Origin of the sequence: Carboxylicivirga longa (genome assembly GCF_050589825.1) — a bacterium.
GTDB classification, from domain to species: Bacteria; Bacteroidota; Bacteroidia; order Bacteroidales; family Marinilabiliaceae; genus Carboxylicivirga; species Carboxylicivirga longa.
Map to the genome: position 1 here is coordinate 26,453 of NZ_JBNGOZ010000004.1, position 17,182 is coordinate 43,634.

Annotated in this window: 12 protein-coding genes and 1 other RNA gene; 10 read left to right on the forward strand and 3 right to left on the reverse strand. The window is 38.7% G+C overall.

Translation table 11 applies throughout. From position 1 onward, the window contains the following. Window positions 1-182: 182 nt before the first annotated feature. From ACRD7A_RS04555 to ACRD7A_RS04590, 8 genes are all read left to right on the forward strand, one after another. A complete protein-coding gene (locus ACRD7A_RS04555) occupies window positions 183-761 on the forward strand; it encodes an RNA polymerase sigma factor (RefSeq protein WP_430809946.1) in 579 nt (192 codons plus the stop codon). A gap of 65 nt (window positions 762-826) precedes the next feature. Further along, window positions 827-1,822: a FecR family protein gene (locus ACRD7A_RS04560; protein ID WP_430809947.1), complete on the forward strand. Its 996-nt coding sequence runs from the start codon at window positions 827-829 to the stop codon at window positions 1,820-1,822. A gap of 192 nt (window positions 1,823-2,014) precedes the next feature. Further along, on the forward strand, window positions 2,015-5,527 hold the full coding sequence (locus tag ACRD7A_RS04565) for a SusC/RagA family TonB-linked outer membrane protein (RefSeq protein WP_430809948.1): 3,513 nt from the start codon (window positions 2,015-2,017) through the stop codon (window positions 5,525-5,527). Between the two features lie 11 nt (window positions 5,528-5,538). Further along, entirely contained in the window at window positions 5,539-7,287 is a 1,749-nt protein-coding gene (locus tag ACRD7A_RS04570) for a RagB/SusD family nutrient uptake outer membrane protein (protein WP_430809949.1), read from the forward strand. A gap of 22 nt (window positions 7,288-7,309) precedes the next feature. Further along, entirely contained in the window at window positions 7,310-8,461 is a 1,152-nt protein-coding gene (locus tag ACRD7A_RS04575) for a glycerophosphodiester phosphodiesterase family protein (RefSeq protein ID WP_430809950.1), read from the forward strand. 12 nt (window positions 8,462-8,473) lie between these two features. After that, window positions 8,474-9,928 carry an outer membrane protein assembly factor BamB family protein gene (locus tag ACRD7A_RS04580; protein ID WP_430809951.1) on the forward strand — a complete coding sequence of 485 codons (1,455 nt, stop codon included), beginning with the start codon at window positions 8,474-8,476 and terminating at the stop codon, window positions 9,926-9,928. Window positions 9,929-10,012: 84 nt separating this feature from the next. After that, on the forward strand, window positions 10,013-10,942 hold the full coding sequence (locus ACRD7A_RS04585; protein WP_430809952.1) for a glycerophosphodiester phosphodiesterase family protein: 930 nt from the start codon (window positions 10,013-10,015) through the stop codon (window positions 10,940-10,942). Between the two features lie 110 nt (window positions 10,943-11,052). Then, window positions 11,053-12,396 carry an MFS transporter gene (locus tag ACRD7A_RS04590; protein ID WP_430809953.1) on the forward strand — a complete coding sequence of 448 codons (1,344 nt, stop codon included), beginning with the start codon at window positions 11,053-11,055 and terminating at the stop codon, window positions 12,394-12,396. Between the two features lie 316 nt (window positions 12,397-12,712). Here the strand turns inward: ACRD7A_RS04590 and ssrA are convergent. The 3 genes from ssrA to mdh all read right to left on the reverse strand — a co-directional run bounded on the left by ssrA (window position 12,713) and on the right by mdh (window position 15,181). Next, window positions 12,713-13,114, reverse strand: a transfer-messenger RNA (tmRNA) gene (gene ssrA / locus ACRD7A_RS04595). A gap of 122 nt (window positions 13,115-13,236) precedes the next feature. Next, window positions 13,237-14,031 carry a hypothetical protein gene (locus ACRD7A_RS04600; RefSeq protein ID WP_430809954.1) on the reverse strand — a complete coding sequence of 265 codons (795 nt, stop codon included), beginning with the start codon at window positions 14,029-14,031 and terminating at the stop codon, window positions 13,237-13,239. A 220-nt stretch (window positions 14,032-14,251) separates the two neighbouring features. Further along, on the reverse strand, window positions 14,252-15,181 hold the full coding sequence (gene mdh, locus ACRD7A_RS04605; protein ID WP_430809955.1) for a malate dehydrogenase: 930 nt from the start codon (window positions 15,179-15,181) through the stop codon (window positions 14,252-14,254). A 369-nt stretch (window positions 15,182-15,550) separates the two neighbouring features. Here mdh and folP point away from each other — a divergent pair, with 369 nt between their 5' ends. Together folP and cdaA are read left to right on the forward strand one after the other, a co-directional pair. Further along, entirely contained in the window at window positions 15,551-16,384 is an 834-nt protein-coding gene (folP, locus tag ACRD7A_RS04610; protein ID WP_430809956.1) for a dihydropteroate synthase, read from the forward strand. 7 nt (window positions 16,385-16,391) lie between these two features. Beyond that, window positions 16,392-17,159 (forward strand): diadenylate cyclase CdaA, encoded by a 768-nt coding sequence (gene cdaA / locus ACRD7A_RS04615; RefSeq protein WP_430809957.1) that lies wholly within the window; start codon window positions 16,392-16,394, stop codon window positions 17,157-17,159. Window positions 17,160-17,182: the final 23 nt, after the last annotated feature.

Here is a 17,182-nt window from a genome sequence, read left to right on the forward strand (position 1 = left end):
CTGAAAGATCCGTTTAATTAAGTATATAGGGAACGGTTCTTTATACGCACCTTACAAAAGAGAACCGTTCCCAAGAACTTATTGTATTTATAGGCCTTAGTATTCCCTGCTTAGTATTGCCAATTAAAATGCTTTTTGCTATAAATATTCTAAATTTGTTTTTTTTATAAAAATTGGCATTCGTGAAACATTTAGAATTAGAAGAAGTATTAATTAAGTTGGCTAAAGATAATGAGGCCTCATTGGAGGAACTCTTTAACTATTATTATCCCAGATTATATAGTTTCTCAAAATCCTTTCTAAAGTTTGACGAGGGTATTGATGACATCTTACAAGAAGTTTTCGTGAAAATATGGCAAAAAAGGAAGAGCATCAATTCTGCAAATACTTTTAATTCGTACATCTTTACCATTACGCGAAACTTGCTCTTGAATGAATTGAGGACGCGTCTTAATAATGAAAACTTAAAAGAGGAAGTTAAAAGACTGTCCCTTGCATCGGAATATTCTTCTGTTGACCAAATTGAGTACAGCGAATTAAGGAAAAAAACAAATCAATTAATTGAAGAACTACCAGAGCGGCAAAAAGAAATATTTGTTTTAAGTCGTACCGAAGGTTTAACACATAAAGAGATTGCAGAAAAATTAGGGATAACAACCAAAACTGTTGAATATCACATATCCCTTGCTATTAGATATATAAAAGAAAATCTTAAAAGCTACGGGGTGGTGGCAATGCTTTATTTTTATCTTTTTTTCTAATTTTTTCAATTTCTCACTAGGGATAGACTTTTTTGCTGTGTATTAAGTACAGACGAGCATAAAGTATGAAAAGTTTATTCAAGAAATATTATCATTCAACACTACGACCCGATGAATTTTCTGAACTGTCAGAATTACTAACTGATAAACAGAAAGAGTTGTCCATTTCAGGTTTAATGAAAGGTTTCTGGGACAATGAAATGAATGATGTAGATGTACCACCTCGAAAAAATCCATTACTTTTTAATAGAATTAAGGAAGCCATATGGATAGAGCGGAATAAAATTGCGCAAAGAAAAATACGAATTTATAGTTGGACTGTAAGTGTAGCTGCTGTTGTGGTTGTAGCTTTATTTATTAGTAACATTATCTTCTATCAGCAGGTTGATCCCCACAAATATGCTTCACAGCTGCAAATACTATCGACACCTTTTGGAGCCAAAACAAATGTTGATTTACCCGATGGCTCACGAGTCTGGCTTAATTCTGGTTCAACCATCACTTATCCAGTGAAGTTTGGCAAAAGCAGATCATTATCTTTGTCAGGGGAAGCCTTCTTTGACGTAAAAAAAAGTAATAGCCCTTTTATTGTTTCTACCCCAGATGGAGATGTGGTTGTTAAAGGAACATCATTTAACGTGAAAGCATACCCTGAAGACGGGATTTATGAAACTACCCTTATTGAGGGAGCCGTAGACTTCAAACCTAAAGATGAAACAGGCGTGTTATCACTAAAGCCTGGCGATCAGCTTAGGAAAACACAGGAAGGGTTTTCTATTAGGGAAGTTGATGTCAAATTGTCAACATGCTGGATGGAAGGCAAATTAATCTTTAATCGTGAACCATTTCCAACTTTAATCACAAAACTGGAGCGATGGTATAATGTGAAAATAGAATATGCGGATTCTGAACTGGATAAATTATGGTATTCAGGTGTCATTGAAATGGAGAGTATCAGTGAAGTTATGAATATGATTAGTTTATCGGCGCCAGTTACTTATAACTTCGATAAGGAAGAAAGAATTTATACACTAAAATATAAAAAGGATGCAACAAAATAATTTGCAGTACAATTTTCTATTCATGAAATGAAACACATCAACTGTAACAAAAAGAAGTGAGAACTGGAACTTCTCACTTCTTTACTCGGTTGATAAATAATCGTATTACTTATCATTTAACACTTCAAAATTATGAAAAAAATCCGATGTACGCATGGGTTGAGTCCGTGTGTCGCAAAAATGCTTAGAATTATGAAGCTCTCAGTATTGCTCATGTTACTATTCATTACAAGTGCTCTTGCTTCTGAAATCTATTCGCAAAGCACCAGCTTATCAATTAAGGTGAATAATATGAGCCTTGAAGATTTTCTGAACAAAATTGAGGAACAGAGTGAGTTTAGCTTCTTTTATAGTGGAATTATTAATGTTGAACAAAAAGTAAGTGGAGAGTATCGTGCTAAAAAAATCACTGAGATATTAGATGATGTCACAAGTGATTTAGGATTAAGGTATAAGATAATTGACAAACAGGTTATACTTTTTCCATTAAAAAGTGAGTCTGAAGCGGAAGTTCAACAAAATCAACTCATTAGAAAAGTTACAGGAAGAGTTGAGGATATTTATGGAGATCCAATACCAGGTGTTAATATTTATGAAGCAGGTAATCCGCAAAATGGAGTAATTAGTGGTATTGATGGGTCATATTCGATAGACATATCTTCTGAACTGGCAGTTGTAAGCTTTTCATTTATTGGGTTTGTAACACAAGAAATCGAAGTTGCAGGACGTAATCAGATAAATATTACCCTTGTTGAAGAAAGCATTGGATTGGATGAAGTGGTTGCTATAGGCTATGGCTATCAAAAGAAAGTTAACCTCTCGGGAGCAGTTGGTCAGCTGGATGCCAAACAAATTGAAAAGAATTTGGGAGCCAATACCAGCCAGGTGCTTCAAGGAATGATACCCAATGTTAATGTAACCTTTAGCAATGGAGGAATTAATGAGAAAGGTAATATTAATGTTCGCGGTGTCGGTTCAATAAACGGAAGTCAGCCTTTAGTTTTAATAGATGGTGTTGAGGGTGACATGAACATGATTAACCCGAAGGATATTCAATCCATTTCTGTTTTAAAGGACGCAGCATCAGCATCAATATATGGTGCGCGTGCAGCATTTGGCGTGGTATTAATTACCACAAAAACAGGTAAGCCAGGGGATGTGAAAGTTAACTATAACGCTAACTTTGGATGGAGTTCGCCTACGATCAGAACGGATAATTTTATAACCGATGGTTTGGAGTGGGCACGGCTAAGTGATAAACTTAGTTTGTTAGAAAACACAAGTACATACCTTGGATATGGAGAAGACGATTATGCCTATTTGGAAGCCAGGAAACAGGATCCGACACTTCCTTCTGTACTGATAAAGAATGTAGATGGTGTTGAGAAATACATACACTACGGAAATACCGATTGGTGGAGCTATATTTATAGTGATTCGCAACCGTCACAGGAACACACCTTTAGTATTTCAGGAGGAGCAGACAGAGTAAAGTATTATCTTTCAGGTAGGTATTATAATAGAAAAGGAATATATCGTATTAATCCAGATGTCCTAGAGTCGTATACATTAAGGTCAAAAGTAAGTGTAGACTTATCAGATGCGATAACGATTAGCAATGCAACCAATATTCATCTAAGTGAATATGATAGTCCGGCAACTAATACACGCAACATAAGTGGCAGTTCAAACCATGAAGACTGGCGAAAATACACTTTTCATGCATCACCTTTATTTAATCCAACAAATCCGGATGGTTCAATAATTATACAAGGAGCATATACCCCGAATCGTGATATTGCAGATGGAACATTTGCTGATTTGATTTATGGAAAGAGTAGGTCGCTTGAAAAGGATTATGATGTAACTAATACAACTTCGTTAAGTATAGATATTACTAAAGGCTTAACAATAAACAGTGATTATTCTTTTAGGAAAGGAAGTCCATCGAGCTGGGTAAGACTAATATCCACACCTCATACCAATCAACCTGGAGGTGAGGGAGTGACATTATATAAAGAAAACAAGCAGATCTATAAAGAATGGCAGTGGGAAAGAATGTATCAGGCTTTCAACGCCTATGCAAACTATGAGTTAAAAGCATCTGATAAGCATAGTTTCTCAGGAGTTATTGGCTTTAACCAAGAATGGCGTACCTGGAAAAGGAATATTGCAAGTAGGAATGGAAACTTGTCAGAAGATCTCAATTCTTTTAATCTTGCTACGGGTGAGAATATTACCCTTGAATCAGATGCTAACGAATGGGCTATTCGAGCTGCTTTTTATCGACTTAATTATAGTTTCGAGGATAAGTACCTGATTGAATTTAATGGGCGATTTGATCTTTCTTCTAAATTTCCGAAAAATGATCGATTGGGAGTTTTTCCATCCGCTTCGGCAGCTTGGAGGATTAGTGAAGAAAACTTCTTTGAAGGAGCAAAAAGTTACATTGATAATCTAAAGCTAAGAGCTTCTTATGGTACACTGGGAAATCAAAATGTAGGTCCCTATGATTATATTTCAACCATGGGTGTTAACCAGGGTAATTATATTTCCAATGGTGTTAAACAGAATTACTTGACAACCCCGAATCCAATATCTTCAAATTTCACATGGGAAACTTCTGAAACAATTGATTTTGGTGTTGATATTACAGCCCTAAATAATCGTTTTTCCGTGACGTATGACTGGTACCAACGCAATACTTACGATATGCTGACGCAGGGAAAGAAATTGCCATCAGTATTTGGAGCTAAAGAGCCGGATGAAAACGCTGCCGATTTGCGCACACGAGGATTTGAGTTATCACTCAACTGGAATAGTCGTTTTGCAGTTGGTAGCAGTGACTTAAATTACAGCATAGGACTGGTGTTAGCAGATTACACAACTGTTATTACAAAGTTTGATAATCCTAATGGCGATATTGAACAATTTTATGTAGGTCAGGAGGTTGGTGAAGTATGGGGTTATACTTTTGATGGCTTCTTTCAAAGCGATGATGAGTATCTGACTCACGCAGATCAGTTACGTGTTAACCGACGAATTCACGAGAATTACCTTATTAATCATCCGGTAGCAGGCGATATTAAATTTGCCGACCTTAATAGCGATGGTATCATTAGCGCAGGGGAGCGCACACTTAATGATCATGGTGATTTAAAGAGAATTGGTAATACAACTCCACGTTATACCTATGGAATTAACCTTGGAGCTGATTATGTTGGATTTGATTTCCAGGCTTTCTTTCAGGGCGTTTGGAGTCAGGATTGGTGGCCGGGGAAAGATAATGGTTACTTTTTCGGGCCTTTTTCACGTCAATATCAAAACTTCTACCCTGAAAGCATCGAGGCGAACTCATGGACCCCTGATAATAGAGATGCCTATTTCCCAAGGTTAGCTGTCTATTCTACGATAAACCAAGGGCTTGAAGGTTCACAACTTGGAGTTCCCTCCGATAGATACTTGCAGGATGTTGGATATATCCGCTTAAAAAACATAACCCTTGGATATACACTTCCAAAAAGTTGGACAAGTAAAGTAAAGCTTGAGAAAGTACGCATTTATTCTTCCGGCTCTAATCTACTAACTTTTTCCAAGTTATTTAAAAACAACCCTGATCGCACTGTTGATCCGGAGCAATTAGGCAATGGCAATGCTTATCCATTTAGTAAAACAATCGTTTTTGGTATTGACATTAACTTTTAAAACGTAGGAACATGAAAAGAGTAATATATATGTTAATAGTGGCAGTAGGGTTTATTTCTTGTAACGATAATTTCTTAGATCGTTACCCTATTGCTGAAATCGCTCCAGAAAATTCATTTAAGACGGAGCAAGATTTAAAGCTTTATACCAATAGCTTTTATAATGATTTACCATCTATTAATGATATCGTAAAAAGTGATAATATATCTGATAATGTATTATACAATGGGGTTCCGGGCGAACAGTCAGGACTTAGAATTGTACCTTCAGAAGCTGGCAGTGGTGGATGGAGTTGGAGCGACTTGCGAAAAATTAATACCTTTTTTAAGTATTATGAGCAGTGCGATAGTGAAGTAGCAAAAAGAGAATATAGTGGCGTAGCATATTTTTTCAGGGCCTGGTTTTACTTCGAAAAAGTAAAACGTTTTGGTGATGTGCCATGGTATACAGAAGTAGTAGGTAGTGGTGATACGGAACTGCTGACTAAGCCAAGAGATTCAAGAGTGCTCGTAATTGATAATATCATTGCTGATCTCGATGCTGCTATTGAAAATTTAAATGATGATAAAGCATCCGATAAAGTCACTAAGTGGGCAGCTTTGGCATTAAAGTCACGCGTGTGTCTTTTCGAGGGTACTTTTAGGAAATATCATTCTGATTTGAACTTGCCGGATTCAGACAAGCTGTTAGAACTTAGCTGGCAGGCTGCGCAAGAAGTTATTGATAAGAGTCCCTATTCATTGTATGAAACCGGTAATCCGCATCTCGACTACAGAGATTTATTTGCATCAAACGACCTCAAAGAAACCGAAGTCATTCTGGGAAGACGATACAGTAGTGATTTAGATGTAATCCATAGTATCAATTATTATTTCACTTCCGCTACTCAGCAGGATGTTGGTTTGAGTAAAACACTCATAAATAGTTACCTGATGAGTAATGGAAGTGCCTTTACAGATCAGGCTGGTTATGAGTTAATAGAGTTTGTTAATGAAACCAAGAACAGGGACAGGCGCTTAGAGCAAACCATCCGAACGCCAGGCTATATGCGTATTGGAGGAGATATGGAGTTATTACCCGATTTCTCTGCATCGATGACTGGTTACCAGGTCGTTAAATTTGTTTCCGATGAGCGTCAGGATGGAAACCAGTCGAGTTACCAGGATGTACCTATCATTCGTTTTGCAGAAGTGTTGCTGAACTATGCAGAAGCGCGAGCTGAGTTAGGGATAATTGATCAGGCTGATGTAGATAAATCTATTCGTTTGATACGAAATCGTGTTGGCATGCCAAACCTTGATGTTGCAAATGCTAATAGTAATCCTGACTCCTATCTTGCTAATCAATATCCAAATGTAATAGGAGATAATAAAGGCATTGTGCTTGAGGTGAGAAGAGAACGTCGCATAGAGTTAGCCATGGAAGGATTCCGCTATAATGACCTAATGAGATGGAAGGCTGGTAAAATATTGGAAGAATATATTGTAGGTATGTATTTCCCTTCATTGGGAGAGTTTGACCTGGATGGAGATGGTACCATGGATGTACTGCTTTACGAAGGTGATGAGCCTCCATCAACAGCTACTCAAAAGATAAAATTAGGCGATGTGTTTACACTTACAAATGGTGATGGTGGTAACCTGGTTGCCTTCACAGATCGTGAAAAAAGCTTTGATGAGTCAAGAGATTATCTCTATCCTATACCGTCGGGTGATATTTTATTAAATCCGGCTTTAGAACAAAATCGAAATTGGAAATAATCAATTATGCTAAATCTCAACCATGAATCGATCACTGACAAAATTCTGTTTCCTAGCTTTATCATCACTTGCAATGATGTTAAGCATAATCCTTTGTAATAGTTGTTCAAAGGCGGATAGTGGGGTACAAATAAAACCTCAGGCAGAATTTAGTTACCTGAATACTAAACTGCTGGTTGGTGAACCTGTACAATTTGCTAACGAATCTTTAAACACTAATGAGTCAACAACTTTTTATTGGGAGTTTGGCGATGGAAATACTTCTTTAGAAGAGACTCCAACTCATGTTTATGATGAATTAGGAAAGTACATGGTATCTTTGACCGTTACTAACAATGGCATTGAGCCTGTTCGCAAATCCCTTGAGATAATGGTGTGCTTATCAAACACTATTCCGGGCAGAACGGGGTTGAGGTCGCGTCTAAATAATCTGGATAGTAAAATTATGGTTTGCGCACATCGCGCAAACCATTACACTACACCGGAGAATTCGATTGCTGCCCTTGAAGCCTCCATCAGTGAAGGCATTGCTTTTGCCGAAATTGACATCAAGCAAAGTAAGGATGGAAAACTGGTGTTGATGCACGATAATACCATCGATCGTACGACAAGTGGAAGTGGAGGTGTGAATGAATACACCTTTGATGAGTTAAAACAGTTTAATCTGGAACATAATGGCAATCTTACATCACAACAAATTCCTTCTTTTGCTGAGATTTTAGAAGCAGCAAGAGGGAAAATCTATCTTGATTTAGATGTGAAGATTGAAAATTTCATCAAGGTATACAACGAGGTTAAACTTTATGGTATGGTCGATCAGGTAATGTTTACTGTCGATAATATTTCTACGGCCAAAAGTCTTGTCGATAATGATGAGCGAGTGATAGTGATGCCAATTATTAATAACCAGCAGGATATTCAAAAGTATAATATGGCAGGATTGAACCTGGCCGTGTTGCATTATACATCCAGTTCTTTTAATAACGAGCTTATTACTGTTGCTCACAATAAAAACCTTCAGGTTTTCAGGTTAGTATATGTGAATTCAAACACAACACCAGAGTCTGATTCTTACAGGCAGATGGATAAGTTTGTTGAGTTAAAAGGTAACATCGTACAAACGGATTACCCGGTTGAAGTAAAGGCGTTTTTACAAAGTAACAATGTGAATTAAAAAAGACAAGTAATGAAAAATCATATTATTAATATAATCATATTGGCTTCATTTTTTGCACTCTTTTCGTGCGAAGATGATGAAGTAATTGACACCAAACCTGTTGCTGCATTTAAAATGAGCGAACAAGTTGTTGTTGAGGGAGAAGCAGTGATATTTACCGATTTATCATTTGATGAAAATGGTTCTGTCGAGACGTGGAACTGGAATTTTGGTGATGGTCAAACGTCAACTGAACAATCTCCTGTTTATACATACCAAGCCATAGGTGAATATACAGTCACATTAACTGTTATTGATAATACCGGGCAAAGCAATTTTAATGAGTGCTCCAAGGTTGTAACAATGATGGAGGAGTCAACAGCAACTAAAAATCCAGAAATTGTTTGGGCGTATGCTGTACCATACAAAACGAATCAATCATCATTAGCTGTGGCCAACGACGGAACAGTTTATTTCGGGACTGATGGAAAATCGAGTGACCCTACAAGAGGCGATTACAATATTTTTGCTGTTCAGAATGGGAGCTTGAAATGGGGGCATTTAAGCGATGAAGTAGTGCGTTCTTCACCTTCAATTGCTGATGATGGTTCAATTTATATCGGTGATTATAATGGCGATTTATTTGCTTTTAATCCGGATGGAAGTCAGAAATGGAAAGCGACCTATAAGCGCTTTAAATATGCTTCTCCAGCCATTGGTGCCGATGGTACTATATACATTGGAGGAGGCGATAAGGATAATTATTTCAGGGCAATTAGCCCAATCGATGGTAATTTGAAATGGGAATTTGAAGCGGTTGGTAAAGTACGCTCCACACCAGCAATCGATAGCGACGGTATAATCTATTTCTCTGATTACAATACGCTGTATGCGCTAAATGAAGATGGAACTGAGAAGTGGAGAACTGTATATGGTGATTACACAGCTTGTGCAACGGTTTTAATTGAGAGTGCTAAAACCATTTATGTAGCCGATAAAACGGATCATTTAGTGGCATTTAACATGGAAGATGGAACCATTAAATGGAAAAATAATTATTCGGCCACTGATAAAACGGAGAATGGTGGTCCTGCAGTTGCATCGGATGGTACTGTTTATCTTGGTGGTGAGGATGGCAAAATGATAGCCTATAATCCTGAAGACGGCACGCCTAAATGGGAGTTTGAAGCCAAAGGAAAAATTAAAGCTGTGCCGGCCATTGATAATTATGGTAATCTTTATTTTGGTGATGAGGCCGGTTTCTTTTATGTAATTGATGATGAAGGTAACACCAAATGGAAGGCCACACAACTAGATGGAGCTATAAGTACTTCGGCTGCCATCGGTAAGGATGGAACCATTTATGTATTAACAGCAAATTCTGATAGCAAAGGTACACTGTATGCTTTAAGAACGAAAGCTACAGGATTAGCTGAAGAAGGCTGGCCAATGCGTTCAAAAAATGCAGCCCATTCAGGTCGATAAAAAAAACTTCATATTATATAACTAAGTTACCGGGTCTATTTCATTTTAGACCCGGTAGTTTTAAACACCATAAAACTTTCTATTATGATCAGAATTAGATTGATTTTCCTGACAATTATTTTGTTTTCATTTCAATTTCTGTCAGGTTCAAATATAGTATCCGGTTCATCAGAGTGCCATCTACGCGTTAAAAAAATATTGTCCGATCTATATAATCCAACTGACTTATGTGTACTTGTAGTTGCTCATCGCGGTGATTGGCGCAATGCGCCGGAGAACTCAATTCAGGCGATAAAGAACTGTATTGAAATGGGCGTTGATATAGTAGAGATTGATGTGCGAATGACCAAGGATTCTGTGTTGGTATTAATGCATGATAATACTATTGATCGCACAACAACTGGCACAGGCAAAATATCGGATATGACATTGACTGAGCTAAAATCTGTACAATTACTAAACGGATGTGATAGAGCAACCAAACATAGAATTCCAACTTTGGAAGAAGCAATGCAAGTTGCCAAAGGAAACATCATGGTCAATCTAGATAAGTGTTCTAACTATATGGATAAGGCTTTTGAGGTGATTGACAAAACACACACTATAGAACAAGTTATTTTCAAAGGCAGTAAATCTATTGATCAGGTGAAGGAGAAGTATGGAAGTATACTGGAAGAGATCATTTATATGCCAGTTATTAAAGAGAGTACATCTCATTTAAGAGGATTTGTTGATGATTTTATTTTTGAATTAGGACCTGTGGCTTTTGAAGTAATTTATAAGAGCGATGACTCACCTATGTTTGATGTAATACAAACCATTAAAAAGCAGGAATGTCGCATTTGGGTGAATACGCTCTGGGAGTCGCTCTGTGGTGAACATACGGACGACCTGGCTGTGGATGACCCTGATGCAGCATGGGGCTGGGTGATTGACAATGGGGCAAATATCATCCAAACTGACCGTCCTGAGTTGCTTTTGAAATACTTGCGCAAAAAAGGATTACACGATTAAATTCAGTTAAAAGTTTACTTCGTTAGATTTGGTAGTGTTAGCTGCGGGTTACTCCTAAAAAGCATCCAGTTAGAGGAGTTGCGGACTATGCTATTAATAAAGCTATAATAATGATTAGGAAAATATTCAATTTTTATACCATCTCTCCATCAATACCTAGTTTGAAAAATTCAAAATTAGTAAAGGGGATGTATGATCAATATCGTTGGTCAGTATTTTTATCTGCCACCATTGCGTATAGCCTCTTTTATGTGTGCCGATTGAGTTTGAGTGTGATTAAAAAACCAATTGTAGATGCAGGCTTTTTAAATGAGTCGCAGTTAGGCATGGTAGGTTCAGCATTATTTTTTACTTATGCAGTTGGTAAATTAACGAACGGATTTCTGGCTGACAGGAGTAATATTAAACGCTTTATGGCAACCGGTTTGTTTTTAACTGCTCTCATAAATTTGGCCTTAGGGCTAACTACATTATTTGCCGCTTTTATTTTTTTGTGGGGCTTAAATGGCTGGTTCCAATCTATGGGGGCAGCTCCTAGTGTTGTTGCTCTATCCAGATGGTTTAGTAATCGGGAACGAGGCACTTATTATGGTATATGGAGTGCTAGTCATAGTATTGGAAAAGCAATGACTTTTATCGGAATTGCCTTTATTGTAAGTATGTTTGGTTGGCGATGGGGCTTTTACAGTGCCGGTATTTCGGGTTTAATTGGTGCTGCTATTGTTTACTTTTTTCTGCATGATACCCCAGAAAGTAAGGGACTACCTCCTATTGCTGATTACAAAAATGATTATGCAGAGGTTTCAACAAAAGATAAGACGTTAGCAGAAGTTCAGAAGCAAGTTTTGAAAAACCCATTCATTTGGATTTTGGCCGGTTCTAGTGCGATGATGTACATCAGTCGTTATGCCATTGAGAGCTGGGGAATTTTTTATCTCGAAGCACAAAAGGGTTATTCAAATATGGAAGCCAGTTCCATTATTTCTGTCAGTGCGATTAGCGGTATTGCTGGGACTGTTATTGCCGGCTTTATTTCTGATAAACTGTTTAAAAGCAGTAGAAATGTTCCAGCGCTAATCGCCGGTTTGCTTAATGTATTTTCAATGTCACTTTTCCTGTTTTATCCCAATGGGAGTGTATGGATAGATAGCCTGAGTATGATTTTATCAGGGTTTGCTTTTGGAATACTGATTACCTTTATTGGAGGCCTGATGGCTGTTGATATTGCATCAAAGAAAGCTTCTGGTGCAGCTTTAGGTCTTATAGGAATTGCCAGCTATATTGGTGCGGGAATGCAGGATTTGGTGAGTGGTATTTTAATCGCCAATGGAAAATCTACTATTGAAAATGTTTCATCTTACGACTTTACCATCGCTAAATGGTTCTGGCTAGGGGCCGCAGTTATATCGGTATTTATGGCTTTAATGGTGTGGAATGCCAAGCACGAGGATTAACAGATTTTCAATTGCCCATATTTGATAGGATGATTAGCCAAAATTCTGTTTAAATTAGAAAATATAATGCAAATGATATTGGTTTTTTTAAACTAAAATGATAAAAATGTCTCCTTATTCTTATTAATCTAAAGCTTAATAAGAATAAGGAGTAACGGGTAAGTTAAAATGTTTCACCTAATCTGAATATCAACCTAAGGGTGAAGAGTAGGTGAAACAAATGTAGAAAAAAGCTGAAAAAATAAAAATGAATGAAAAACAAAACCCCTTTGTGGTAAAGGGGTTTGAAGTGTTTTGAAAAACTCTGAAATCTTTCTGGTGGAGCTGGAGGGGATCGAACCCTCGTCCAGACAAGGAAGCTATATGCTTTCTACATGTTTAGCTTTGACTTAATTTTCGAGTAACAGCTGGATCAAAGCCACCGACTGTTACCTTATCCTCTTAAGGTTTCGGAAAAAGCCCGAGGCTTACTTCTTCCTAGTTTCGATTTTCCAGCATCTCTGATTCGAACCGCCTCAAAACGTTAGCATTCGAGAGATGTCTTGTTCTGGCATCTAATGCCTGAATAAAGCTTATCTACTATACTTCGATTAAGCTGCAAGAGCGTAATTATTTTCGCCAATTAAAAAGTTTGAGATCCGGGATTAACGAGCCGGTACCACAACGCTCGACATGCTTACACACCACTTTGCCAAGCTGTCAATTCCACGTCAGCCCCATGAAGTAATGCACAGCAAAAGTAATAAATATTGTTGGACTTGGGAATACTTTCATGAAATCGTTTAAAAATAGCCGAACAATTGCTTGTTCGGCTTATGAAGGAGGAAGGGGTACTGATGATTAATGATTACTTGTTAGCCAGGTTGAAGTGTCAAGCATCCAGTCTTCTACTCTCAGTGGGTTTTCAACAAACTGCTCGTCATTCAATACGGATGGCCATGTTTCCAGGTTCAGCATCCATGCTTCAATGCTTAGGTGTTCTTCTGCGTTCGTGCTTGTCTGGTCAACCTGGTTAAGCAGTGCCCACTCGCTGGTGTTCAACATCCAGCTTTCGATGGTCATATGTGGCTCTTCGTAACTATCAGTAAGGGGCAGTGTGCTGTAGGCGTTCAGGTCGAGCATCCACTCCTCAATGTTCATTTGTTCAGTGGCAAAATCATTATCGGCGTAAAGGCTATTGGTATTTAATATGTTCCATTCACTTGCATCCAGCATCCAGCTTTCAATGCTTAAGGCTGCTTCTTCCATCTCGTTCGCCGGAAGCAGGGTATAGGTATTCAGGTCAGTCATCCATTCCTCCACTATGATGGCTTCTTCAGCATAGCTGGTGGTGTTCGCAGGTGCACTTACAGTAAAGGGTTCTGTCATCCATGGTTCAACGCTTAATGGTGCTTCTGCAACGTCGCTCATCATCTCCTTTAGATTGATGGCATATGTTTCGGTGATGGTGCTTGTAGCCAGTGGCTTATTTAATCGGCTGGTGGCTTTGTGTGTAAAGTCTTCACTAATTGTAAAGGGGAGATTGCTATGGTAAACGGCAAAAAATATGCTGAGTGTAAAAATACTGGCGGCAATTCCGAAAAACAAGTAGTTAATAAGGGTTTGTCTGTGGCTGTGGTCAACTGTCGTTTTCATCTTTCTATCCTCCATTGTTTGATTTGTCAATGAAGGATCAGAATTTGTGCCACTATTCACAAGTAGCTGGTAATGTGGATCTTGCGACTATGGGGTTAATCGATAGACGGTTTTTGTTGAACGGTATTGCAACAACTCTATGTTCGGATACGAACAAAAGAAAACCCTGCCGGGTTAGGGCAGGGTAGTATTAATATTTTTGATATAAAAACCCGGATAATTAGGCTTTTTTATCCAATACGCTCATTACTTCAAGCACGTGTTTACGACTTGTTTCCAGCAAGGCTTTCTCATCGTCGTTTAGATCCAGTTCAATTACTCTTTCCACACCATTTTTACCCAATACAACAGGAACGCCCAGGTAGCAGTCATCGATACCGTATTCGCCTTCCAGCTTTATGCACACAGGGAATACACGTTTTTGGTCTTTTACAATAGCCTCTACCATTTGTGCAGCAGCCGATCCTGGAGCATACCAGGCTGAGGTGCCCATTAGCTTCACCAGCTCACCGCCACCAAACTTAGTACGCTCAATAATAGCATCCAGTTTTTTGGCATCAATGAGTTCAGTAACCGGAATACCGCCTACCGTAGTATATCGTGGAAGGGGAACCATCGTATCGCCATGGCCACCCATCAATACGGCCTGGATATCCTTCGGAGAAACATTTAGTTCCTCAGCAAGGAAAGCGCGGTAGCGGGCAGTGTCAAGAATACCGGCCATACCCATTACTTTAGTACGTGGGAATTTAGAGCTGATATGCGCCTGATAGGTCATTACATCCAATGGGTTAGACACAATAATGATGATGGCTTCGGGCGAGTGCTTAACAACTTGCTCGGTTACTGACTTTACAATACCTGCGTTGGTTGAAATAAGGTCATCACGCGTCATTCCGGGTTTACGTGGTAAGCCCGATGTGATGACAACCACATCAGAGCCGGCGGTTTTTTCATAATCGTTGGTTGAACCGCTTGTGCGTGTGTCATACAAGTTAATGGGTGCCTTTTGCCAAATGTCAAGGGCTTTACCTTCGGCAACACCTTCTTTAATATCAACCAGTACCACTTCGTTAGCAATCTCTCTATAGGCGAGTACATCAGCACAGGTTGCACCTACATTACCTGCTCCAACCACTGTTACTTTCATAATAATCGGTATTAATTAGTGTGTTATTTGTTTAAAACTTTGATAGTGTGTTATTTATAGAATATTGAATCTGTTCGTTAACAGGTCTCTTTTTTCACTAAGACAAATATAAAACTTTATTTACACGCTCCTTAAGATTTTACCTGTTTAACGTTTGTTAGCATAAAAATATCCCGGGCTATCACTTGTCTAGTGAGGCGAATGCGTGTTTTTTTATTTAATGAAAAAAATCTGTAATGTAATGGAATAACCATCAATTTTACTGTTTAACTGACTTTGTATTTTGTTTGATGCAGAGCCAATATTTTCTATTAGCTTTGTAAGAAAAATTAAGCGTTTACGATTCATCGCATTTTCAAAGCCAATATTATGCATACTATAAATTTGAAGGGAAAGTTGGTGGACTTGGACAGTCCCTGGACAATGGGTATACTCAATATAACACCAGATTCATTTTTTGATGGGGGTAAATATCAGTTGCAGAAGGATATTGAAGCGCGATGTGCGCAGATACTAAGCGAAGGCGGCGACATAATTGATGTAGGAGCCTATTCCTCTCGTCCGGGTGCTGTGCATGTCAGTGAGGAGGAAGAATTGCATCGTTTGCGCCAGGCACTCACCTGGATACGAAAGGCGCATCCTACAGCCGTGCTATCCGTCGACACTTTTCGGGCTTCGGTAAGTGAAGTGTTGGTGCGCGAGTTTGAGGTGGATATAATAAACGATATATCCGGGGGAATGATGGATGAGCAGATGTTTGAGGTAATTGGTCGTTTGGGCGTACCCTATATTCTTATGCATATGCAGGGGACGCCGCAAAATATGCAGATGAATCCTCAATATAAGGATCTGATGGGTGATATCAGCCTGTATTTTGCTCAGCAGATTAACAAAGCCAGGGCCAAAGGAGTGAAGGATATTATTTTGGATCCGGGATTTGGTTTCGGAAAAACCCTTGAGCAGAATTATGAACTTTTGCGCGAAATGAAGCAATTCGATTTATTTGGTTTGCCCATGCTTGTAGGTGTTTCTCGTAAGTCGATGATATACAAATTGCTTGATGTGCTGCCACAAGAGGCATTGAATGGAACCACAGCTTTAAATACCGTGGCTTTATTGAACGGCGCCAATATTTTAAGGGTGCATGATGTAAAAGAAGCCGCAGAATGTATTAAATTAGTGCGTCAACTTAATAAAGCCTGATTACTGCATGACTTTTCTGGATATCCGTTTTATTGATTTAGTCGATATTGTATTGGTGGCGTATCTGATGTTCCGCATCTATAAGCTCATTAAAGGCACTGTGGCCCTGTATATTATGTTGGGGATTTTTGCCTTTATCGTGTTCTGGATCTTGATTAAGACCTTTGGCATGGAGCTCTCATCTACCATTCTCGATAATATTGTAAATGTAGGTGTGCTGGCTTTTATCGTTGTTTTTCAGCAGGAAATACGTCGCTTTCTACTCTTGCTGGGCTCGCGTTATAATGTGTCCACCCGTTTTTCCATGGACAAAGTATTCATGTCGAAGGAAAAGGGAATGATGTCGATTTATAACAAACCGGTGGTGCGTGCATGTAGTTCACTGGCCAAATCCAAAACCGGCGCCCTAATTGTGATCACCAAGAATTCGGAGTTACTCGATTATGTGCAGACAGGGGAGTTGATTAACGGTGTGATATCCTCCCGCTTACTGGAGAATATATTTTTTAACAACAGTCCCTTGCACGATGGTGCGGTAATTATTACAGGCAATAAAATTAAAGCGGCCGGATGCATTTTGCCCGTGTCGCAAAATACTGAATTACCCAAACGTGTTGGACTAAGGCATCGTGCTGCTATGGGTATTACTGAATCAACTGATGCGCAGGCTATTGTGGTATCCGAAGAGACGGGGCGGATCTCCTTCTTTAGTAAGGGACAAATGGAGATGGGCGTGAGTGATGAAGAGTTGCAGGAGTTGTTAAATAAGTCCTGATAATAATTGTTAAATAAAAAAAC